The 22,792-nt window shown below is 30.5% G+C and carries 26 protein-coding genes; 22 read left to right on the top strand and 4 right to left on the bottom strand.

What is annotated here, in order from left to right; genetic code table 11:
• Window positions 1–21 precede the first annotated feature (21 nt).
• A complete protein-coding gene (locus ACFWUA_RS00700; protein WP_416198262.1) occupies window positions 22–1,077 on the bottom strand; it encodes a TlpA family protein disulfide reductase in 1,056 nt (351 codons plus the stop codon).
• 197 nt (window positions 1,078–1,274) lie between these two features.
• Between ACFWUA_RS00700 and ACFWUA_RS00695 the strand changes: the two genes are divergently transcribed.
• From ACFWUA_RS00695 to ACFWUA_RS00650, 10 genes are all read left to right on the top strand, one after another.
• Window positions 1,275–2,057 (top strand): REP-associated tyrosine transposase, encoded by a 783-nt coding sequence (locus tag ACFWUA_RS00695; protein ID WP_416198261.1) that lies wholly within the window; start codon window positions 1,275–1,277, stop codon window positions 2,055–2,057.
• Window positions 2,058–2,174: 117 nt separating this feature from the next.
• The gene (locus ACFWUA_RS00690; RefSeq protein ID WP_416198260.1) at window positions 2,175–3,113 is read left to right on the top strand and encodes a ribonuclease Z; all 939 of its coding nucleotides are present in this window, start codon (window positions 2,175–2,177) and stop codon (window positions 3,111–3,113) included.
• 87 nt (window positions 3,114–3,200) lie between these two features.
• The gene (locus ACFWUA_RS00685) at window positions 3,201–3,797 is read left to right on the top strand and encodes a peptidylprolyl isomerase (RefSeq protein WP_416198259.1); all 597 of its coding nucleotides are present in this window, start codon (window positions 3,201–3,203) and stop codon (window positions 3,795–3,797) included.
• 17 nt (window positions 3,798–3,814) lie between these two features.
• The gene (locus ACFWUA_RS00680) at window positions 3,815–4,219 is read left to right on the top strand and encodes a C-GCAxxG-C-C family (seleno)protein (protein WP_416198258.1); all 405 of its coding nucleotides are present in this window, start codon (window positions 3,815–3,817) and stop codon (window positions 4,217–4,219) included.
• Window positions 4,220–4,488: 269 nt separating this feature from the next.
• Window positions 4,489–4,689, top strand: coding sequence for a cold-shock protein (locus tag ACFWUA_RS00675; RefSeq protein ID WP_416198257.1), 201 nt, complete (start codon window positions 4,489–4,491; stop codon window positions 4,687–4,689).
• A 208-nt stretch (window positions 4,690–4,897) separates the two neighbouring features.
• A complete protein-coding gene (locus tag ACFWUA_RS00670) occupies window positions 4,898–5,821 on the top strand; it encodes an ABC transporter ATP-binding protein (RefSeq protein ID WP_416198256.1) in 924 nt (307 codons plus the stop codon).
• Window positions 5,822–6,613 carry an ABC transporter permease gene (locus ACFWUA_RS00665; protein WP_416198255.1) on the top strand — a complete coding sequence of 264 codons (792 nt, stop codon included), beginning with the start codon at window positions 5,822–5,824 and terminating at the stop codon, window positions 6,611–6,613. It begins immediately after the preceding gene.
• A gap of 159 nt (window positions 6,614–6,772) precedes the next feature.
• Window positions 6,773–7,831, top strand: coding sequence for a DUF2804 family protein (locus ACFWUA_RS00660; RefSeq protein ID WP_416198254.1), 1,059 nt, complete (start codon window positions 6,773–6,775; stop codon window positions 7,829–7,831).
• A gap of 13 nt (window positions 7,832–7,844) precedes the next feature.
• Entirely contained in the window at window positions 7,845–8,576 is a 732-nt protein-coding gene (locus tag ACFWUA_RS00655) for an HAD family hydrolase (protein ID WP_352405109.1), read from the top strand.
• A 115-nt stretch (window positions 8,577–8,691) separates the two neighbouring features.
• Complete coding sequence (locus tag ACFWUA_RS00650) at window positions 8,692–10,038, top strand: MATE family efflux transporter (protein ID WP_416198253.1); 1,347 nt, start codon at window positions 8,692–8,694, stop codon at window positions 10,036–10,038.
• Here ACFWUA_RS00650 and ACFWUA_RS00645 read toward each other — a convergent pair.
• Complete coding sequence (locus ACFWUA_RS00645; protein WP_072743995.1) at window positions 10,018–10,263, bottom strand: GIY-YIG nuclease family protein; 246 nt, start codon at window positions 10,261–10,263, stop codon at window positions 10,018–10,020. The two genes, ACFWUA_RS00650 and ACFWUA_RS00645, sit on opposite strands and share 21 nt — an antisense overlap.
• Window positions 10,264–10,435: 172 nt before the next feature.
• On the opposite strand from ACFWUA_RS00645, the gene ACFWUA_RS00640 reads away from it, so the two are divergent.
• From ACFWUA_RS00640 to ACFWUA_RS00630, 3 genes are all read left to right on the top strand, one after another.
• A complete protein-coding gene (locus ACFWUA_RS00640) occupies window positions 10,436–10,984 on the top strand; it encodes an isochorismatase family protein (RefSeq protein ID WP_416198252.1) in 549 nt (182 codons plus the stop codon).
• A gap of 110 nt (window positions 10,985–11,094) precedes the next feature.
• Window positions 11,095–11,643, top strand: coding sequence for a DUF6512 family protein (locus tag ACFWUA_RS00635; RefSeq protein ID WP_416198251.1), 549 nt, complete (start codon window positions 11,095–11,097; stop codon window positions 11,641–11,643).
• Window positions 11,644–11,680: 37 nt separating this feature from the next.
• On the top strand, window positions 11,681–12,832 hold the full coding sequence (locus ACFWUA_RS00630) for a DUF362 domain-containing protein (protein ID WP_416198250.1): 1,152 nt from the start codon (window positions 11,681–11,683) through the stop codon (window positions 12,830–12,832).
• Here the strand turns inward: ACFWUA_RS00630 and ACFWUA_RS00625 are convergent.
• Window positions 12,819–13,016 (bottom strand): superoxide dismutase family protein, encoded by a 198-nt coding sequence (locus ACFWUA_RS00625; RefSeq protein ID WP_416198249.1) that lies wholly within the window; start codon window positions 13,014–13,016, stop codon window positions 12,819–12,821. The two genes, ACFWUA_RS00630 and ACFWUA_RS00625, sit on opposite strands and share 14 nt — an antisense overlap.
• A gap of 170 nt (window positions 13,017–13,186) precedes the next feature.
• On the opposite strand from ACFWUA_RS00625, the gene ACFWUA_RS00620 reads away from it, so the two are divergent.
• The 9 genes from ACFWUA_RS00620 (at window position 13,187) to ACFWUA_RS00580 (ending at window position 20,536) form a co-directional block, all read left to right on the top strand.
• A complete protein-coding gene (locus ACFWUA_RS00620) occupies window positions 13,187–14,053 on the top strand; it encodes a patatin-like phospholipase family protein (protein ID WP_416198248.1) in 867 nt (288 codons plus the stop codon).
• Between the two features lie 69 nt (window positions 14,054–14,122).
• On the top strand, window positions 14,123–15,007 hold the full coding sequence (locus ACFWUA_RS00615; RefSeq protein WP_416198247.1) for a DUF5700 domain-containing putative Zn-dependent protease: 885 nt from the start codon (window positions 14,123–14,125) through the stop codon (window positions 15,005–15,007).
• A 142-nt stretch (window positions 15,008–15,149) separates the two neighbouring features.
• The gene (locus ACFWUA_RS00610) at window positions 15,150–15,638 is read left to right on the top strand and encodes a PTS sugar transporter subunit IIA (RefSeq protein ID WP_416198246.1); all 489 of its coding nucleotides are present in this window, start codon (window positions 15,150–15,152) and stop codon (window positions 15,636–15,638) included.
• Between the two features lie 144 nt (window positions 15,639–15,782).
• Complete coding sequence (locus ACFWUA_RS00605; RefSeq protein ID WP_416198245.1) at window positions 15,783–16,079, top strand: hypothetical protein; 297 nt, start codon at window positions 15,783–15,785, stop codon at window positions 16,077–16,079.
• On the top strand, window positions 16,064–16,690 hold the full coding sequence (locus ACFWUA_RS00600; protein ID WP_416198244.1) for an N-acetylmuramic acid 6-phosphate etherase: 627 nt from the start codon (window positions 16,064–16,066) through the stop codon (window positions 16,688–16,690). The genes ACFWUA_RS00605 and ACFWUA_RS00600 overlap by 16 nt, the downstream gene beginning before the upstream one ends.
• Before the next feature lie 20 nt (window positions 16,691–16,710).
• The gene (locus tag ACFWUA_RS00595; RefSeq protein ID WP_416198243.1) at window positions 16,711–18,057 is read left to right on the top strand and encodes a PTS transporter subunit EIIC; all 1,347 of its coding nucleotides are present in this window, start codon (window positions 16,711–16,713) and stop codon (window positions 18,055–18,057) included.
• A 79-nt stretch (window positions 18,058–18,136) separates the two neighbouring features.
• Entirely contained in the window at window positions 18,137–19,183 is a 1,047-nt protein-coding gene (locus ACFWUA_RS00590; protein ID WP_416198242.1) for a MupG family TIM beta-alpha barrel fold protein, read from the top strand.
• Window position 19,184: 1 nt separating this feature from the next.
• Window positions 19,185–20,039, top strand: coding sequence for a MurR/RpiR family transcriptional regulator (locus ACFWUA_RS00585; protein WP_416198241.1), 855 nt, complete (start codon window positions 19,185–19,187; stop codon window positions 20,037–20,039).
• Window positions 20,040–20,056: 17 nt separating this feature from the next.
• Entirely contained in the window at window positions 20,057–20,536 is a 480-nt protein-coding gene (locus ACFWUA_RS00580) for a PTS sugar transporter subunit IIA (RefSeq protein WP_416198240.1), read from the top strand.
• A 27-nt stretch (window positions 20,537–20,563) separates the two neighbouring features.
• Here ACFWUA_RS00580 and ACFWUA_RS00575 read toward each other — a convergent pair whose 3' ends face one another.
• Window positions 20,564–22,654: a methyl-accepting chemotaxis protein gene (locus ACFWUA_RS00575; protein WP_416198239.1), complete on the bottom strand. Its 2,091-nt coding sequence runs from the start codon at window positions 22,652–22,654 to the stop codon at window positions 20,564–20,566.
• Window positions 22,655–22,792: the final 138 nt, after the last annotated feature.

Below are 22,792 nucleotides of genomic sequence, written 5' to 3'. Positions count from 1 at the left end.
AGTTACCTCCATACATGAGTTCTATTTTAATAATTTAAGTGTTTCTGATATTTTTTCCTTGTATTCATCTTTACTCATTGAACCTGTTATTACTTCACCAACAATATTTCCTTGACTATCTACAAAGAAAGAAGTCGGAACTCCTGCTATACAGCTTATTACATTCTTTTTTATATTTTCATCAGAAATTAGATTTGTGTATTTTACGCCACTTTCTTTGATTATTTCCCTTGCTGCGTTTTCATTATCTTCATTTGGTGTATCAGATATAATACCTATAATATTTACATTTTCATCTTTCATTTCCTCATATAATTCTGCAAGGTCTGGCATTTCTCTTTTACATGGTCCACAAAATGTTCCCCAGATATTTATCATTGTTAGCTTATAGTCTTTGAATATTTCATTGTTTACTTCATTTCCATCAAGGTCTTTTAAATTAAATTCTAATTTTTTAAGTGATGTCAATGCTTCTTGGGGAGTTTCAGGTTTGTAGGTTTTTAGAGATGATTTTATATTTTGTATATCATCATACAGATTTTTATATGCATTTTTTTCTTCTTCATCTAATCCAGAATCATCAAAGTCATTGTAGCAGAAATAGAATATATATCCTGATTTTTTGTTTATTTTTTCGTTGTGGGTCATATTTGTCAATTCTGGAATTTTGTCTTCAGCTGGAATTTTATTTTCTCTAAATACAACTATGGAGAATATGTTTTTTACCTGAGAAAAAATTTCATCATATCTTTTAAACCTTTCCTGTTCATCTGCTACATTTTCAGCTACATCCAAGTACTGTTCAATTAAGTCATTAGATATATATCCATAGCTTATTCCGTTGTATATTGGTTCATTTTCATCTTCAGAATCTCCTAGACTATCTAGAAATATATTGTCATCATACTTTTTCCAATCTTCTCCCATTTTAAATTTTATTCCCATGTCTTTGTAACCCTTGTATCCTTGACTTTTTTCTTCATCTGTTAATTCTAATTTCTTTCCACAACCCCCAAGAGGCAATACCATAAATACTATAAGTAGTAGAGATGTGATTTTAAACAACTTCTTTTTCAATTTGAATCCCCCTTTTAAATATTTTCATGTTTACGATTTGCTATTTTTAATTTGCCTTTCGCCTCCTTTAAATTGAACTATAGTATGTACTAATACTATTTTATTTTTAGATTGAAACAATATGCATTGTATTCACTGGGGACGGTTCTTTTTGCATCAAATTTCAAAAAGTGGTAAAATTTCATTGAGGTGATTATATGACAAGGGGAGCTAGGGAAGAGAGTGAAACTGGATATTATCACATAATGATGAGGGGCAACAATAGGGAGATGATATTTAATCAGTCTGAAGAAAAACAATACTTTATGGAACAATTACAACATGAAGCAGATAAGAAAAAAATTTCAATAGTTGCTTATTGCTTGATGGATAATCATGTACATATTTTGATTCATGCAGATTTACAAACGATGACTGAAGTGATTAAATCGATAAATATTAAATTTGCAAGAAAATACAATCAAAAATATAATCGAGTAGGGCATGTATTTCAAGATAGGTATAAAAGTGAAGTTATAAACACAGAAGAATATCTGTTGGAAGCAATTAGGTATATACACAACAATCCTGTAAAAGCTAAAATGGTATCTAAACCATCTGATTATCATTGGAGTAGCTATAGAAGTTACACAGGAAAAGAATGTAAGATTATAAGTCCCGAGGAAAAATATATGATGATGGATTTATTTTCAGGCTCAATAGAAGAATTTAAAAAGTTCCACTTACAAGATGATACAAAAGAATTTTTAGAAATCCAAGAAGATTTAGAAATACAACGTGAAGAAAAAGCGCAAAAAATTATAGCGGAATACTGCAAACAATATAATATTGTTGAAGCAAAAGAATTGAACAATAGAAAAGATGCTTTAGAAGAAGTTGTCATTGAACTTATAAATACAAGCAATTTGTCCCATAGAAGAATATCTGAACTTACAGGCACAACAAGAGGCACAGTCCATAGAATAGCGAAAAAATTATAGCTAGATTTAGATGTGATGCAAAAAGAACCGTCCCCAGCGCATCACATCATATTTGTTTAAATTTTGTGAAGTATAGGATATAATAAGGATAATATTAGAACATAGAGGGATGGTTCAATGATTAATATAGCTTTGTTGGGAAGTGGCGGAAGTATGCCTATGCCTGGAAGATTTTTGTCTTCTTTACTTATGAGCTATAAAGGGAGAAAGATTCTTATAGACTGTGGAGAAGGTACTCAGGTGTCTATGAAAAATATGAATAGTGGATTTAAGTCTATTGATATGATATGTATAACTCATATTCATGGGGATCATATTTTTGGCTTGCCAGGACTTCTTTCAACTATTGGGAATAGTGCTAGAACTGAACCCATTACGATAATAGGCCCTGAAGGTATAAAGGATATAATGAATAGTATTTTGACTTTGATTCCATATCTTCCCTATACTATAAATGTAATAGAAAATCCTCCCCCAATATTAGGTATTAGCTTTTCTACTAATGGATTAAAAGTAGAAGAACATTCAAATGAAGACATTCAGATGAGTATATTAGAACTTGATCATTCATGTTCATGTTTGGGTTACAGTTTTTATATAGTCAGAAGACCTAAATTTTGTGTACAAAAGGCAATTTCAAATCAAGTGCCTAAAGAAATTTGGTCAAGACTTCAAAATGGTGAGTTTATAGTTTATGGAAATCGTATATATGAACCTGATATGGTATTGGGAGAGAAAAGGAAAGGTATAAAATTAAGTTATATAACAGATACACGACCAATAAATACAATACCAGATTTTATAAATGGAAGTGATTTGCTTATATGCGAAGGAACTTATGGGGATAATGAAGATATAGAGAAAGCTATAAAAAATAAGCATATGACTTTTGCTGAAGCAGCAGGATTGGCGTATAAAGGCAATGTGAAGGAACTTTTGCTTACTCATTTTAGTCCTTCAATTAATGAACCAATTTTATATAAGATGAATGCAATAGAAATATTTCAAAATACAACAATAGGATATGATGGATTTACTAAAGAATTATGTTTTTAATTGTATACATATAATTAATAGAGTTTTTTTATAAAATTATATGATATTATATAATGTATGAACTATAAATAAGAGGGAGGAAATGGTATGATACCTGTACAATCACCAAAGAGTGGAGAAGAAATAGCGGTTATAAAAACTAATTATGGAGATATAAAGATTAAATTTTTCCCTGAAGTGGCTCCAAAAGCAGTGGAAAACTTTAAAACTCATGCCAAAAATGGATATTATGATGGAGTTACTTTTCATAGGGTGATTCAAGATTTTATGATTCAAGGTGGAGATCCTGAAGGAACAGGAAGAGGCGGAGAAAGTATTTGGGGAGAACCTTTCGAAGATGAATTTGATATAAACCATCGCAATTTTAGAGGAGCAGTATCTATGGCTAATAGTGGACCAAATACTAATGGAAGTCAATTTTTTATTGTACAAAACAATAAAGTAGATAAAAAGATTATTGCTCAGATGAAGGATTTGGGAGAAGAGGAAGGATTTCCAGAACAAGTAATCAAGGGATATGAGGAACTAGGGGGAGCATACTGGCTTGATGGAAGGCATACGGTATTTGGGCAGGTGTTTGAAGGAATGGATGTAGTAGATAAAATTGCAGGAGCAAAGACTGACACATTTGATAAACCTTTGGAACCTATAGTTATGGAAAGGGTAGAAATTTTGTCTTACTAAAATAGGGGGCTTAAAATATGATATCAGATCTAATAAGGAATGGATATGGAGAAGAAGAAAAATTGAACTGTGCTGAAAAAATACTTTATGCTTCAAATGAAGTATATAATTTGGGATTAGATAAAAATGCTTTAAAGTTAGCTGCTGGATTTGGCGGTGGAATGTGTACTGGAGATTTATGTGGTGCTATTACTGGTTCTATAATGGTTCTTGGAACTATGTTTGTTAAGAACAATGGGCATGAAAGTGACAAAATAAAAAATTTAACTCAAGAGTTGATATATAGATATAAAGAAGAAATGGGGGATATAGACTGTATACCATTGAAGAAAAATCATCTAGATGAAGAAGTGAGATGTAGAAATATCATTGTAAAAGCTGCAGAAATATTGGATGATATAATTGAAAGAGAATCAAAATAAAATTATGAATAATTTGTCTATAATAAAGTTATAATATAGTTCACAAAGATTTAAGAAAGTAGAAATTTTTGGTTGCAAAATATAATGAATGGTGATATAATTAAGAAAGCTTTGATTCGTAATAAATATTTTGTTTCTTAAAAATTTATGAAATTATTTTGGATATGTTTGCTGAATACTTAAGCTACATAAATGACGACAATTTCGAAAATTTTTATAGATAAATGTTTTAAAGAGAATTAAAGAAATAAATTTTTGGAGGTATTTACATGACTAATGGTACAGTAAAATGGTTCAATGCAGAAAAAGGATTTGGATTTATCACAGCTGAAGATGGGAATGATGTTTTCGTTCACTTTTCACAAATTAACAAAGAAGGCTTTAAGACATTAGAAGAAGGCCAAAATGTTACTTTTGAAATAGTTGAAGGACAAAAAGGACCACAAGCAGCAAATGTAACTCTTGCTTAGTGAAAAATACAAAGAAAATAAAAGCTTAAAGGGCTGTGCTCTTTAAGCTTTTTTTGAAAATTTATGGAGATAGAAATAATTAAGGTAATTATAGTATATGATAAATCTCTCATAAGAGAGGGATTAAAATGATGTTAAGTTTATATAAAAACATATCTTACAACATATAATAATAGAATTGAGAAAATGAAAGATAGGGGGTATTTCATTGGAGGCTATAGAAGTCAACGAATTGTCTAAATATTATGGAAATTTAAAAGCAGTAGACGATATTTCTTTTTCAATTAAGAAAGGTGAAATATGTGGAATACTTGGTCCCAATGGTTCTGGGAAAACTACTACTATAAAATGTATTTGCAATTTGATTATTCCTGATAGTGGTGAGATTAAGATATTTGGGGAAGATAACAAAAAATCTATGGAATATATATCTGCACTTTTTGAAGGTACAAGAAATCTTTATTGGAAACTTACACCAAGGGAGAATTTACGTTATTTTGCAGGAATAAGGGGACTTGGAGGGAAAAAGGTTGAAAGGCATATAGATGAACTGTTGGATAGATTCAATTTGTCAGATAAAAAAGATACAATGGTCAACAACTTATCTAGGGGGATGCAGCAAAAAGTTGCTATAGCTATGACTCTTGTATGTGATACAGAAATTATATTGCTAGATGAGCCAACCCTTGGATTGGATGTGCAAAGTCATATAGATATAAAAGAGGTACTTATGGATATTGTCTCTAGCATGAACAAGACTATTTTGTTAAGTACTCATGATATGAATTTAGTTCAAGATATTTGTAAAGATGTAGTCATTTTAAATAAAGGCAAGATAGTTGCTCAAGATAGCGTAGGAGCACTTATGGATATGTTTAGAAGTATGACTTATGAAATAGTGCTTACAGAAAGCTTATCTAAAGATGATGAAAAATATTTATCAAATTTGGGGTATGATTTTTATTTTGTAAACAATGGAACCAAGATAGAAGTTGATATATCTGAAGTAAATGAAATATATGCAATTATAGATAGCTTGAGGGAAAAAAGTATTTTTATAAAGGAGATAAAACAAAAAGATAACAATTTTGAAAGGATATTCTTGAACATTACCAATGGGGAGGTGGAGTAGTTGAAAAAAATTTACTATTTATTCAAGGTTTCATTGGAGAAAAATGTAAAGGAGTTATATAGATACAAATTTAATACAATTTCTAATCTTTTGATTTTTTATATACTATTTATGGTAATGTTCTCGGGACTAAAAAGTTTTGGAATGTCATTGGGAGTATCACCTTTGGACATGGGAGAAAATTTAGAGGGATTTATAGTTGGTTATTTTTTATGGACTATTATCATGGTAGCTTATTCAGATATTGCTTTTAGTATAATTGATGATGCAAGTAAAGGAACCTTGGAACAACTAAATATGTCCAATATAAATTTATCTCAAATATTAGTTGTGAGAAGTATTTCAAATTTATTGATAGAGACAATATTTTCTATTTTTCTACTTTTAATCATAATGGAAACAACTGGTCATTGGCTGGAAATAAATGTACTTTCTATTTTAATTCCCATATTTATTGGTGTTTTCAGTATATTAGGCATAGGACTGATGTGCGGAGGGCTAGCTCTTATTTTTAAAAGAGTTCAATCCCTATTAAATATTATTCAATATTTTTTAATAGTATTAGTTGCTACATTTCCGAGAAGTAGAATTATATCTGGTTTGCTCCCCTTTAATTATGCTGCAGGCTCCATATTTTCAACTATGATGGGGGGATGTTCTTTTAGAGATTTTTCAGCATTGGATTATGGAATAATGGCTGGGAATTCTTTGTTGTATTTCATCATAGGTTTATTTGTTTTCAATAAATGTGTAAAAGTGGCAAAGTGTAGAGGTTTGCTAGGTCAATATTAGTTAAGCGAGAGATGTTTTTAAAATTTAGATGAGGATTCCATATTAAAAAGGGCTTCTGATACTTTAAGGAAGCTTTTTTATTTATGCAAGAAGGATATTCACAAGTATTATGGAATATATAATATAATTGTCTTATTTTTAAGTTTAAGGGGGATTTTCATGAAAATTTGCGAAGAAAAATGTTATTATAGGGAAGTAAGAGAAGATATTGAATCTTTAGTGAATTTGGATGGAAGATTTAATTTTGGAACATATAATAGGGCTGTTTCTAAAGTGAATATGTTGGATGCAAAGAAACCTTTAGGATATGCTTTACCTAAATGGTTTTTAAATTTTAGATTAAAAGAATGGGAAGCTTTTCAAGCAGGAAATAGGGATATATTTATTTTTGGTGCTGTATATACTGCAAAAATATCTACACTTATCTGTTTAGTAATATATGACAAGAGGAATAAAAAATTATATGATTATGAAAAAATAATTAATACTAAAAAAGCTTCAATAGGAAAAGGGCTGTTTAATAGTGAGACAAAGGGTCAAACTAAAGCTTACTATATGTGCTATGAAAACAATTTAAGAAAAAATGAGATAGTAGTTAAAGCTAAAATGGAGCCTCATGATTTGCCTATGGCAATACTTGATATAAAAGCATATCATATTACTGAACCTATAGTTATATGTCAGCCTTTTGGAGAAAACAGAGGACTTTATTCACACAAAAATTTTATGCCTATGGAAGGGTATTTAATTTTAGGGGATGAAAAGATTGTATTTGACAAGGGAATTTCTCACATGATAATAGATGATCATAAAGGGTATTATCCTTACAATATGAAATATGATTGGGTGACAGGATGGGGAAAAGATAATAGTGGAAATACTTTTGCTTTTAATTTGACAGACAATCAAGTGTTAAATCATGAAAAATATAATGAAAATTGTATTTGGATTGATGGAAAGATGAATGTACTTCCTCCTATAAAAGTAGAAAGAAAATATGAAAATAGAGAAGTGTGGAATATTAAAGATGAATATGATATGGTGAATATTTCTTTTTATCCAGAAACAAAGACAGAAATAAAATTTAATTACTTAATAGTAAAATCGGACTATGAAGCTCCCATAGGAAGTTATGAAGGTTATTTTAAATTAGGCGATAGAAAAATAGATATAGCTGAATGTTTTGGAATGGGAGAAAAAAAGAGAATTAGAATATAGTGGAGGTGATGAGGTGGAAAATGTTGGAGCATTTTTCGATATAGATGGTACCCTTTATAGAAACTCTCTTATGATACAACATTTTAAGAAATTAATTAAATATGAGGTCATAGATCCAGCTATATGGCACAATCATGTGAAACATACTTATTATGAATGGGAAAAGAGATATGGAGATTTTGAGGATTATTTAGAGGAATTGGCTGAATTTTATGTAAGGGAACTTAAAGGTGTAAATAAAGATTATATAGATTTTATAGCTAATCAGGTAATAAAAATAAATGGAGATCTAGTTTATAAATATACTAGATCTAGAATAGAATGGCATAAAAACAATGGTCATAAGGTATTTTTCATATCAGGGAGTCCTGATTTTTTGGTAGAGAAAATGGCTAAAAAGTATGGCGTAACTGAATATAGAGGTAGTGAGTATATAGTAGATGAAAACAACAATTTTACTGGAGAAATTATAAGAATGTGGGATTCTGAAAATAAACAGAGGACCATTGACGAATTTGTATCTAGATTTGATGTGGATTTAAATAAAAGTTATTCTTATGGAGATACTGCAGGAGATTTGTCAATGCTTAGGATGGTAGCAAACCCTATAGCCATAAACCCCAATAAAAATTTATTGAAAGCAATTAAGGAAGATGAAGAGCTTTATAAAAAAATTGATATAATAGTTGAGAGAAAAGATTTAATATATAAATTGAGTCCTGATGTAGAGATAATAGATATATAGCAACACAAAAAATATCCTTTAAACATCTTGAAGGATATTTTTTTATATAGTAGAATTGTTAGAGATACGAAATACTAAAAATTTTTATAGTATGTATAGACAAGGAGAGAAGAGTATGGCGGAAAATAGTAGATTGACAGGAGGAAATATAACAGAAGCACTTGTAAAACTTGCCCTTCCAATTATGGGAACATCATTTGTTGAAATGGCATATAGTATGACGGATATGGCATGGCTTGGCAGAGCAGGGACCAAAGAAGTGGCAGCAGCAGGTACTGCTGGATTTTTTACGTGGATTGGAGCATCTATATTTTTGATACCTAAAATAGGTGCTGAAGTAGGAGTTGCACAATCTTATGGAAAAGAAGATATGAAATCTGCTAGAAAATATGTACTACATTCAATTCAATTGGATATAATCATTGGACTATTGTACTCCATATTTTTGATAGTTTTTAGACGTCAGCTTATAGGTTTTTTTAATCTTGAAGATGTTGAAGTAGCGGAAATGGCTGTAGATTATTTAACTATAGTATCTATTGGAATGGTGTTTTTCTTTTTGAATCCAGTGTTTGCAGGGATTTTTAATGGTGCAGGGAATAGTTCTACTCCATTTAGAATAACTGCAGTTGGACTTATAACTAATATGATATTAGATCCACTGATGATTTTAGGTCTTGGACCATTTCCTGAAATGGGAGTGAAAGGAGCTGCATTAGCTACAATTATTTCCCAATTTGTTGTCACTCTTATTTTTATAAAGGTAAATACAGATAAATTGGATTTGTTCTCTGGTTTGAATTTGTTTGAAATTCCTGAATCAAAATATATAAAAACTATATTTAAATTAGGGTTTCCAGCAGCATTGCAAAATGGAATTTTTGCTTTTATGTCTATGGTTATAGCAAAAATATTGGCTCAATGGGGCTCTACTCCTATAGCAGTACAGAATGTTGGTTCACAAATAGAATCTATATCATGGATGACAGCAGGAGGATTTTCTACTGCTCTTTCTGCGTTTGTGGGACAAAACTATGGGGCTGATAGATGGGATAGAATTCATGAAGGATATAGAAAAGCTATAGGACTTGTAAGTATTATTGGTATATTTGCAACGTGTTTGCTTATATTTGGTGCTACACCTGTATTTAGAATTTTTATTCCAGATGATAGTGAAGCCATAAAATTGGGGACAACCTATTTAAGAATATTAGGACTTTCTCAATTTTTTATGTGCATAGAGATAACGACAGGAGGAGCTTTCAATGGTTTAGGTAGAACAATTCCACCATCTGTTGTTGGAATTGTATTTAATGCTCTTCGTATACCTTCTGCCTTGTTACTTTCAAAGACATCTCTAGGGTTAAATGGAGTATGGTGGAGTATAAGCATAAGCAGTATATTTAAAGGCATTGTACTTACAGGATGGTTTATAATATATTTAAGGGAAAAGCCCTATTAATTCAAGCTTTTCTTTTCTTGTCATTTGTTTTATTTCATATTCTCTTTTTTGGGCAGATATCTTATCTTCATATTTTTCAAAATATACAAGTTTTACAGGAAGTCTACCTCTTGTATATTTTGCACCTTTTCCACTGGAATGAGTTTTTAATCTCTTATGAAGATCAACTGTCCAACCTGTATATAAGGTATTGTCAGAACACTTTAATATATATACATAGCACATTTTTATCACCAATTAGAACAAAGCCCCTTAGTAGGAGCTTCTCTATCGTCAATTGAATTTAATATAGATATATTATACTAGAAATATAGAATTATTGAAACGAGATATTTTCAAATTTAGTATAAATATATTATAATGATTACAAAAGAAAGATAAAAGGAGAGATATATAAATGAATAAATACATTCTTGACAGAGAAGACACAGTTTTACTTATTATTGATATTCAGGATAGATTAGTTAAGCCAATGAAATATGCGGAAAAAGTGATAGAAAAGACAAAGATATTGATTTCGGCAGCAGAAGAACTAAATATGCCTATTATATATACAGAACAATATCCAAAGGGCTTAGGAAACACCGTTCCTGAATTGGAAGAAGTCCTTAAAAATGGGGAGAGATTTGAGAAAGTTGAGTTTTCAGCATATACAGAAGATGTAAAGAAGTATATTCAATCTACTGGTAGAAAGAAAGTTATAATATCAGGGATGGAGACTCATATATGTGTTTTCCAGACAGCAAGGGATTTGCTTTCTGATGGATATGATGTATTTATAGTGGGAGATGGAGTCTGTTCAAGAGAAAAGGAGAATTATCTAAATGGTTTATCTTTAATGACAGATATGGGAGCTGTAATAACCAATACAGAAACAGTTATTTTTGATTTGTTGAAAAAAGCAGGTACACCGGAATTTAAGATATTGTCAAAATTGATAAAGTAAAAGGGCCTAGGCCCTTTTACTTTTTACTAAATAAATTTAAATATTGAAAGGATTTTTATATAAATATGTGGAATTATATAATATGTAAAATTAAAAAAGGAGAAAAAAAGATGTACTATTATGGAGATAAGAAAATAAACAAATGGGAAATTGTGGGTGTATTTTGGATGATAATTGTAGGTTCATTGTTACATTTTACATACGAATGGTCAAACAATTTAACTTTTGTAGGAGTCATAAGTTCGATAAATGAAAGTGTTTGGGAACATTTAAAATTAGGATATTGGTCGCTGATATTTTTTTCGTTAATTGAATATCCAGCTATCAATAGATATGTGAATAGTTTTTTATTAGGAAAGGCACTGGGAATTGTCGTTTTAGAAGCTACAATTATAGGGGTTTTTTATAGCTATACTGCTATAATTAAAAGAAGTATTTTGTGGGTAGATATTTCTTCTTATGTACTAGGAGCTATTTTTTGCCAATGGATAAGTAGTAGCATGATTAAGAAAAAGTTTTCTAGAACCAGTGAAACAATTGGATTGATTATTTTTATTGTTTTAGGTTTTGCATTTATAGTTTTCACTTTTTATCCACCTAAATTGCCAATATTTATGGATCCTATTACAAAGACGTATGGTATATATAAACTAAAGTAAGAACTATAACTAATATTTCAGGCTAGGGGGAGTTTTTTTGGAAAAGGTATGTATTTTAAGTTGTGAAAGCTATGATTATGAATTGGTAGAGAAAAAGATATTTGAATGTTTAGATAGTATGGAAAATATAAAGCCCAAAGTGAGGACAGGCAGTAAGGTGTTAGTTAAGGCGAATCTACTTAAGAAAAATTCACCTGATGATGCAGTAACTACTCATCCGACTGTTGTTGAATCTATAGTCAGATATTTTCAACAACTAGGTTGTAAAGTAATTGTTGGTGACAGTCCTGGAGGACCTTTTAATGAAAAATCTTTAATGGCCGTATATAAGTCTACTGGAATGTTTGATGTTCAAAAAAGAACGGGTTGTGAACTCAATTTTGATACATCTTTTGTAGAAGTGAAAAATGATGAGGCAAAAATGCTTAAAAACATGAAAATCGTCAAAGCTTTTGATGAAGTTGATTTTGTTGTTTCTGCTGCTAAACTTAAAACTCATGCTATGATGACTTATACAGGAGCAATAAAAAATCTCTATGGTACAATACCAGGAGTGACAAAAGCAGAATATCATTTCAAAATGAACAATATAGAGAATTTTGCCAATGCAATAGTTGATATTTGTGAGTATGTGAGACCAGATTTGTCAATTATAGATGGTATAGAAGGAATGGAAGGAGATGGGCCTTCTTCTGGGGATAAAAGATTTGTAGGTCTTATATTTGCTTCAGAAAATCCTTATGCATTAGATACTGCAGCATCAAAGATAATAGGTATAGATCCATTGTCTATACCTATTCTTAGAGTAGTTAAAGAGAGGAATATTTTTAGTGTTGATATAAATGATATAGAATTTGTAGGCTTAAAGCCACAAGATATAGATATAAAACAGTTTAAACTACCAGTTTCAGCTAATGTAAATTTTGTTGGGGGAAGAGTCCCTAAATTTATGGAAAATTGGATTTTAAATAATTTTAGACCGCGTCCTGTATTCAACCACAATATATGTGTTTCTTGCGGTATATGTGCCCAGAATTGTCCACCAAAGGCTATTGATATGTCAAAAGGGAAACCAGAAGTGGATTTGAAACGCTGCATCAGATGCTTTTGTTGTCATGAACTATGCCCTAAAAAAGCAATAGACATAAAGAAGCATGTAATACATGAAACTATATTTAATAGGAAGTAAATTTGATCACTCCACAAGCCATCCTCTTCCCAGCATTTCCAGTAGGCTGTGTTCTATAATCATCAGGGTTTTGATGTATTATTACTGATTTTCCTATAATATCCTTAGGCTTAAATTTATCCGTAAAAAAGCTCATTCTAGCATATCCATTATTTGAAAATATAACAGGAAAGTCTCCTTTCACATTTATAATATGAATTTTAACTTTTAAAGGTGAAAAAACAATATTTGCGGGTAAAAGTCCAAATATTGAACAATAGAAATATTTTCAATTAAGGGTTTGTGAAAATTCTGGAATCATATATAATTAAACTATAACAATATATAAAATAGGAAAATAAAGAAGGTGATAGAATGGCAGATAAAAATGTAGGACTAGTTCTTGAAGGTGGAGGAATGAGAGGGGCTTATACATCGGGAGTATTGGATGCTTTTATGGATTCAAATATAAAATTTCCTTATGTAATAGGTGTATCAGCAGGAGCAAGCAATGGAGCTAATTTTGTGGCGGAGCAAAGGGAAAGGAATAGAAAAGTATTTGTTGAACATGTCAAAGATAAGGAATTTTCCGGATTTAGGCATTGGCTTAAAGATAGAAGTTATTTCAATATGAACTATCTATATGACAGTCTTCCAAATAAAGTAGTACCTTTTGATTATGAAACTTTTAAGAAATCCGAGACTATATTTAAGGCATGTGCTACTAGTTGTAAAACTGGGAAAGCTGTATATTTTGAAAAAAATGATTTTGACCCAGTGGAATACATGGAAGTGGTTTTAAGAGCTTCTAGTAGTTTACCTATCATTTCACCTCCTGTAGAAATAAATGGAGAATTTTATTATGATGGTGGTATTTCAGATTCTATTCCTATAAATAAATCTATTGAAGATGGGAATCAGTATAATGTAGTTGTACTTACAAGAAACAAGGGATATAGAAAAGAACCTCAGAGAATAAATTTTGCAATAAAAAGACTTTCCAGAAAGTATCCTAAAGTAGTTGAAGCAATTAAAACTAGACATATTAGATACAATTCTGCATTAAATAAAATTCAAGAACTTGAAAAAAAAGGTAAAGTTTTCGTGCTTAGACCTGTAAAAAAATTTGATGTAGATAGACTAGAAAGAGATATTTCTAAACTAGATGCTTTATATATGCAAGGATATAATGAAACAATGGCAAAAATAGATGATTTGAAAAAATGGTTAGAAAATATCTAACTTCTGCATACCTCTCTTTTATTAATAGTATAATTAGATAGAATACAAGGGAGAATGAGGAGGAATAATGTGGAAATATTTGTTGATGGGGTCGAATATATTTTAAATATTTTAGAAGATGACAAATTTGACGATAAAAAGTTAAAAAAATATCTTTCTTCTAAAGAAGGAAAGTTGTTTTTAAAACACGAAAAAGAGTTGAGAAGAAAAACTAATAGTCTGACAATAGAAGAAGAATTGAGAAAAGTTGTTGAAGATGAAAATTATAAAGATCCATATGAATTTTATATTTTAAAAGACAATATAGAAGAAGTTAAAAAAAATCTCCAGTTCATTAAAAAAAATGAGGATATTATCTTTGAAAATGTACTTAAACAGATATACAAATATATTCCGGAATCTATAAAAGTAGATCCCAATATAGTATTGTATGCTGGTGGCGTAGATGGTGGTTTTGCTATATTTACTAAAAATGTATATATAAATTTCATAAAATACATAGGAAATATAGATGAATTTGAGAAAATACTTGCTCATGAGTTCTATCATGCTAGACAAGTTCCTATAGGGAAAAAAGTTACATTAATATTAAAGATGAGTTTTTATCCCAAGAAAGCACTATATGATACTTTGGGAAGACTTTTGGAAGAAGGAATAGCTTCTTTAGTTGAGCATGGAACTGATTTTGTCAGAGATGATCCTGTAGGCACATTGACTCATAGAGAGATATTATTTTACAAAGAGCATTTCAATATTTTAAATAGGGCTTTGTTGTCAATAAAAAATGAAAATCCAGATTACAATTTGATATATAAAATCAATGTATATGTATTAGGTTATATAATTTCAAAAACTATTTATGAAAGAGAAGGCACTTCTATTCTTAATAAATGGACTGTTGACTTTGATTATAAAATTCCTATAAAAAAGTATATAGAAATATGTGAAATTTGAGGGGAAACCTTCAGAATTCGATATGGATCTGGAGAATTGGATAATGAGCATGTAAATGGTTAAATAAAAAATAATAAACAAACAGTGATTATTGTGATATTATTGGGTATAAATAATTGAATATTTTTGAAAGGGTGGTATCATGATAAGATTTTTTAAAAGGGACAAGAACATAGAAATATTGTCTCCAGCCACAGGTAAAGTTGTGCCAATTGAAGAAGTTCCAGATGAGACTTTTTCAAAGAAAATAGCTGGTGATGGATTGGCAATAGAACTTACAGATGGGAAAATTGTTGCACCTTTTGATGGAGAGATAACAAGTGTTTATAATGCTAACCATTGTTTAGTTGTCAGTTCAGAAAGTGGCTTGGAATTGCTTATACATATTGGGATAGATACTTTAAAGTTAAAAGGTGAAGGATTCAAAAGATATGTAGAGCTCAATGACAAAGTAAAAGCTGGAGATTTATTGTTAGAAGCTGATTTAAGCTTATTGAAATCAAAAAATAAGTCCATTTTGACTCCAGTAGTTATAACCAATAGGAGAAATGTAGAGTCTATAGAAAAAATGGATGGAGAAGTAGAAAAAGATAAAGATTTATTGATGAAAGTCAAAATGAAAAACGATTAATACAAATGCCCACTTGTCAAAGTGGGTTATGTTTTGCATATGAATGAAATAAAGTTTCGAATTTTAAATAATGCGTTGAAATAAAATTTCAGAGATGATATAATAAAAGTAATCCAAAAGGTATATAGAAGAAAGGTGATCAAGATGATAAATTTAGAAGAGTTAGTAACAGAGGGAATAAATAAAAATACTAGCAACATTGATAGAGTATCTACAGTTGAAATGGTTAAGATGATTAATGATGAAGATAAAAAGATTGCTTATGCTGTAGAAAAGGAAATTCCCAATATAGCAAAAGCTATTGATATTATTGCAGAAAAGTTAAGTGATGGTGGAAGACTTATCTATATAGGTGCAGGTACTAGTGGTAGGATTGGGATTTTGGATGCTTCGGAATGTCCTCCAACTTTTGGGGTAGAACCTACTTGGTACAAGGATTAATTGCTGGAGGGAATAAAGCAATATTTGAAGCGGTAGAAGGGGCGGAAGACAATAAAGATTATGCCATTAGGGATTTGAAAGAAATCAACTTTTCTTCTAAAGATGTATTGGTTGGACTTGCTGCTAGTGGAAGGACACCTTATACAATTGGAGCATTAGAGTATGCAAATGAGTTAGGAAGTTTCACTATTGCAGTAACTTGCAACCCAAATTCTATTTTATCAAATACAGCTAAATTATCTATAAATCCTATAGTTGGTCCTGAAGTAATATCTGGATCTACAAGGCTTAAGGCTGGAACTGCTCAGAAGATGGTTTTAAATATGTTATCTACAGGAACTATGGTGAAATTAGGAAAAGTATATGAAAATCTTATGGTAGATTTGAAAGCTCAAAATCAAAAGTTAGTTGAAAGAACTAAAAAAATAGTATGTCAAGCAACAGGAGTATCAAAAGAAAAAGCATCACAGGTTTTAGAAGAAACTGACTATGATGTGAAATTGGCAATTCTTTTGATTAAAACTGGTCTCAACCTTGAAAAAGGTAAAGATATTCTAAAAGAAAACAATGGCTATTTAAGTAAAGCCATTGAACAAGCAATTTCTAAATAAAATAAAAAGGGGGCTGCAAAATGAGTGAAAAAATTGGCAACATGGCCAAGGGTATCCTTGACAATATTGGTGGCGAGGAAAACATTTTAGGCTTTGAAAATTGCATGACTAGATTAAGAATTACTTTAAAAGATATGTCTAAATTAGACAAGGGGAAATTGCAAAAAGTAGAAGGAGTTATGGGCGTAGTAGAATCAGGAAATCAAATTCAAGTTGTTGTAGGGCCAGGGACTGCAGCAAAAGTTTCAGATCATATCAAAGATACAACAAATATAAAAGTAGTTGATGCAGAGCAATTTGGAAATGCTGAAGCCGTTAAAGCCCAAGTAAAAGAACAATACAAGGCTCCAGGAAGTGACTTTTTGAAAAAGATTTCAAATATTTTTATACCTTTGATTCCAGCATTTATTGGTTCAGGACTTATAATGGGGATTAATAATATACTAAAGACTGCAGGAATAAATCCAACTATAACTGGACTATTGGGAGTGTTTTCAGGAGCAGTTTTTGGTTACATGGCAATAATGGTAGGTATGAATGCAGCAAAGGTATTTGGAGGTTCACCAGCAATTGGTGGATTGATGGCAGGTATAACTATATCACCTGGATTAGCTGATGTAGAGTTGTTTGGCAAAGCACTTATACCAGGGCGTGGTGGAATATTTGCAGTATTGTTGGTAGTATGGTTTGCATCATTTATTGAGAAGAAAATAAGAAAAGCAATGCCAGAATCCGTTGAATTGGTTTTGACTCCACTTTTGACCATATTGATTTCAGGATTTGCTTCAGTACTTGTGTTGCAACCACTAGGTGGACTTATTTCTGATGGTATAGGTGCTGCTGTGACAGGAGCAATTGATAAGGGTGGAGCATTAACTGGAGCTATATTAGGTGGGACTTTCTTGCCATTGGTAATGACAGGATTACATCAAGGATTAACTCCAATACATGCAGATTTACTTCAAAGAACTGGAGTCACTACATTGCTTCCAATTTTAGCTATGGCAGGAGCAGGCCAAGTAGGAGCAAGTATTGCAGTGCTTGTAAAGACTAAAAATGAAAGATTAAAGAAAACTGTTGCTAATGCTCTTCCAGTAGGGATACTTGGAGTAGGAGAACCATTGATTTATGGTGTTACATTGCCACTTGGGAAACCATTTTTAGGTGCTTGTATTGGTGGAGCAGTAGGTGGAGCAATAGTAGCCACTTTAAAAGTAGGAGCTGTGAATATGGGTATTTCTGGGATACCACTAGCAATACTAATTGAACCAGGTCATGTTGGACATTATCTATTGGGAATTTTAGGTGCTTATATTGGTGGATTTATTGCAACAATGTTGTTAGGATTTAAAGATCCTGTTGAGTAGTAAGATTTTAATTATTTGCAAAATTATAACATAAGGTGCTGAATTCAGCACCTTATGTTATCTTAAATGAGGTGATGTTTTGTTTGGAATATCTGTTTATGCTGGAATGGAAAATAACATAGAAGAAATAATTGAATACATGAATAGGGCTTATAGCTTAGGTTTAAATACTATATTTACTTCGGCTCATATCCCTGAAACAAATGAAAGCTTTAAAAAAGATTTTGAAAAGATTTTGGAGCATGCTTCTAAATTGGGATTTTTAACTATGGTTGATATTTCAAAAAATTATTTTGATAGTTTAGATATAAAAAAATACAATATAGATTATTTAAGATTAGATTATGGATTTACATTAGAAGAGATAGCTCAAATGACTCAAAATTATAGTTTTGGTATAACTGTAAACGCTACTACTTTTGTGAAGCAAGATATAGAGAAATTTATAAGTTATGGTGGAAGAATAGATAAAATAAATGCATGTCATAATTTTTATCCTAGAAAAGATACAGGAATATCTGAAGACTTATTAATTGAAAAAAATAGTATTTTTAAACAATATGGTATAAAGACTATGGCTTTTATACCTTCTCAATATAAAAGAAGAGGTCCTGTATACGAAGGACTTCCAACACTAGAAATGCATAGAAATGCGAAACCTTTAGTATCTGCTCAACATTTACAGAGATTAGGTATTGATTTTATTGTTATAGGAGATGCAATGGCTTCAGAAGATGAGATGAAAAGTCTAAATTGTATTAAAGATGATGAAACTGTTATCCCAATAAGATTTAGCAAGGATTTATCAAAGACTGAATTAGAAATATTAAACAGTACACATACAAATCGTATGGATCCAGGAGAGTTTGTTGTAAGGTCCCAAGAATCTAGGCTCATAAAATCAGGAAAAATAATACCTAACAACAATATTTTGCCAAGAAAGAAGTATTTTGTTACAATAGATAATGAAAAATATAAAAGATATGAAGGCGAATTGCAAATATTGAAAAAAGATTTTGATATTGATGATAGGGTAAATGTAGTAGGGGATGCTAGTGAAGGCAATATATTGATTGAAATGTTAAAGCCAGGGGAAAAGTTTAGCTTTTATATGGTGGAGGATTGATATGAGCGTAGTTTTGAAAATCAATGAAATGAAAGACCAACTTACTAATTCAGAACAAAAAATTGCAAACTGTATTTTAGATAATTCCCACAAGGTTTATAATATGTCTATACATGAGTTGGCTAATTCATGCAATACAAGTTCGTCAAGTATAGTGAGATTTTGCAGAAAAATGGGTTTTGATGGATTTAAGGAATTTAAGATTGAACTTGCAAAGGATGTAGCGGATTCTGAAAAAAATAAAGATATTGTCTATGAAGATGTATCTGTAGATGATAGTATTCAAGCTGTTATAAACAAAATATCTTCTGGGAATATTAAGTCTATAGAAAATACTTTGGAACTATTGGATAGCTATGAAGTTGAAAAAGCCATAAATGCACTAGACAAGGCAAATAATATTTATTTATATGGAATAGGTGCTTCAGGATTGGTTGCTATGGATTTTCAATATAAACTTATGAGGATAAACAGAAATGCTTTTATGTATTTAGACAGTCATACACAGTTATCAACTTCTGTAAACATTCAAAAAGATGATGTTGCTGTAGGTATTTCTCATAGTGGAAAAACATTGGAGATATTTAAAGCTATGGATATGGCTAATATGAAAGGTGCTACAACTATTTCTATAACTAAGTATGGAGACAATCCAGTTAGTAATGTATCTGATATAAAATTGTATGTTGGTGGTATAGAACAAAATTTAAGAGTAGGAGCTATTGCATCTAGAATAGCACAGCTTACAGTAGTAGACATTCTCTTTGTTGGATTAGCAAGGAAAAATTTTGAAGTTGTGTCTGACCATTTAAAAGGTACAAAAGAAATTGTAGAAGAGTTTAAAATTGAAAAATAAGCAAAGGGTGGATATAAATGTTTAATTTTTTAAAGAAAGATAAAATAATTGAAATAGGTGCTCCTGTAAGTGGTGAGATAATAAGTATAGAAGATGTACCAGATGCTGTTTTTTCTGAAAAAATGATTGGAGATGGTGTAGCTATAGAACCTAGCGATGGGTTGGTATTCTCACCTGTTGATGGAGAAATAGTGAGTTTGTTTCCAACTAATCATGCTATTGGCATTAGAACTTGCGAGGGTTTAGAAATATTGATTCATATTGGTTTAGATACGGTAGAATTGAAAGGTGAAGGCTTTAAAAGAATTACTAGCGAAAATGCCAAAGTAAAAAAAGGAGATCTATTGATGGAGTTTGATATAGATTTTATAAAGTCTATGAAAAAATCTCCTATAACACCGGTAGTCATAACCAATATGGATATGGTTAAAGATGTGGTTAAGAATAGTGGAAGAGTTGAGACTTCAAAGGATATCATAATGAGTATTAAATATTAAAAGCCCACCTAGGTGGGCTTTTAATATTTAATATTTGATACTCATTACTAAAGATTGTAGTTCTTCAGATAATTTAGATAAACTATGGCTTGATGATGCTATTTCTTCCATAGAAGCTGTTTGTTCTTCTGTGGCGGCAGAAATATTTTGTATTTGGCTAGATACTTCCTTACTCATTTCTTCTATTGAACTTGCTTTTGATTTTAGATTTATATTTTCGTTAGCTACATTGTCTATAGCTTCAACAGTTTCTTTTATTTTTATATTTATTTCATCTATGAGGTCTAAAATTTGATTAAAGGTTTCTTTAGCTTCTTCAACGCTTATTTTGCCATTTTTCACATTTTTGTTATTAGAATTCATAGATACATTTGTTTTGTCAATGGTATTTTTATTTTCATTTATAATATTGTTAACTGCTTCAGTAGATTTTCTTGTTTCTTCGGCTAATTTTCTTATTTCATCTGCAACAACAGAGAAGCCTCTCCCGTATTCACCAGCCCTTGCAGCTTCAATAGCTGCATTTAAAGCAAGTAAATTTGTCTGTTCAGCTATATCTTGAATTACTTTTATTATATCATTCATTTTGTTAGAACTACGAGTTATTTCAAATAATGAATTTTGGACTTCAATTGTACTTTTGTCTATTTCGTCCATTTTATATATAACTTCTTGAATTTTATTTTTACCCACGTCACTATTTTGAGAAATATTTTTGCTTAAATCTGAAATTTCTCTAGCATGTCCTACAACTTCATCAATTTGATTAGATACTTTTTCAATAGACTCTACAACGCTTACTACTTCTTGTAATTGATGGTCAGAACTTTCTGCAATGTTGTAAGATGAGTCTGCTATACTTTCTGAAACTAATGCAGATTGTTCTGTTGTAGCAGTTAGTTCTTCTGCTGCAGCTGCAACTTGTTCAGATGATTCATTTATTTCTTTTGTAAACTTTCTTAAATTTTCAATTATTGTTTGAAATGAAATACTTAATGTGCCAATTTCATCTTTTCTTTTTAAATATTTTTCTGACATATTAATTTTTAGATTTAAATTAGCCACATCGTTTGCAGTATTTGTTATAGCTGTAATTGGTTTTGCTACAAATCCAGTGATTAAAAATGAAAAGATTATTCCCAGAATTAAAGATATTAAAGTTGTGATGAATGTTTTTATTCTTAAGCTATTTAAACTTCCCAATACTTCATTTTCGGGAGCTGTAACTGCTACTGACCATCCAGTAGTTTTCACTGGATAAAATGCAGCGTATTTAGCCGTATTTTGAAATTCATATTTATATATTCCTGATTTTCCAGCAACCATTTTTTCCATTAAATTTTTTAAGCCTATTAAGTTTTTATCTTTTTCAATAGTTTTTAGATCAAGTTCTTCAGTTTCTACATACTTGCTATTTGGATGGGCTATGATTGAACCATCTTTATTGAGGATGAAAGCATATCCAGTTTTGGCAAAGGTAATGTTAGAGGTTATTTCATTGAATATTTCCGCTTTGCCAAAGGCAATTATGACTCCTGTTGTTACATTGTTAGATTTTAAAGGTACTGCTATAGCTATTTGTTGTGTATTTGTGTTTTTATCTATGAAAGGTTCTGTTATATAGCTATTGCCTTTTCTAGCTTCTTTGTAATATTCTTCTTCCCATACATTATACTCTTTTCCGCTGATGAGTTTTAAATGTCCAATAGGATCTGCTATTCCTATATCTATGTATCCTAAACGTTCTGCTTCTTTTTTTAGAAGTGCTGTCTTTTCTTCCCAAGGGATATCCTTATTAGCTAGTTGTTCTAGTTTTCCAACTGTTTCCAGAAAAGAAATTTGTGCATTTAATCTAGTATCTATTAAATTTGCAGCATCTTCTGCTATTTTAGGTAGAGTGTCTTCTGTGGTTTTTATCAATGAATTTTTTGCATTATTGTAAGAAATAATACCTTGAACGACGCAGATAATTATGATCAGTGCTACTAGAGCAAGAGTTATTTTAGTCTGGATACTATTTAAAGCAAAATTAAATTTTTTATTTTTACTTTTTTCGTTAAGGTCGTCTTCTTTTGGCTTAAATGATTGTTTTTTTAGCTTAAGTTTTTTGTTCCTCATGCTTTGGCCTCCTTAATGTACAAAAATTATGACTATTTATATTATAGAATAAATTTCGAGAAATGTATACAAATTTGAGTAAACATTAAAATAACTTAAAAAATATCAAAAAATCAGTGTTTGTTGACTTCATAGTAT

It is taken from the genome of Sporanaerobacter sp. (assembly GCF_047830725.1).
GTDB lineage: Bacteria > Bacillota > Clostridia > Tissierellales > Sporanaerobacteraceae > Sporanaerobacter.
Note: the sequence above shows the minus strand (reverse complement) of the source record. Positions and strands in the feature narration are given on the sequence as shown.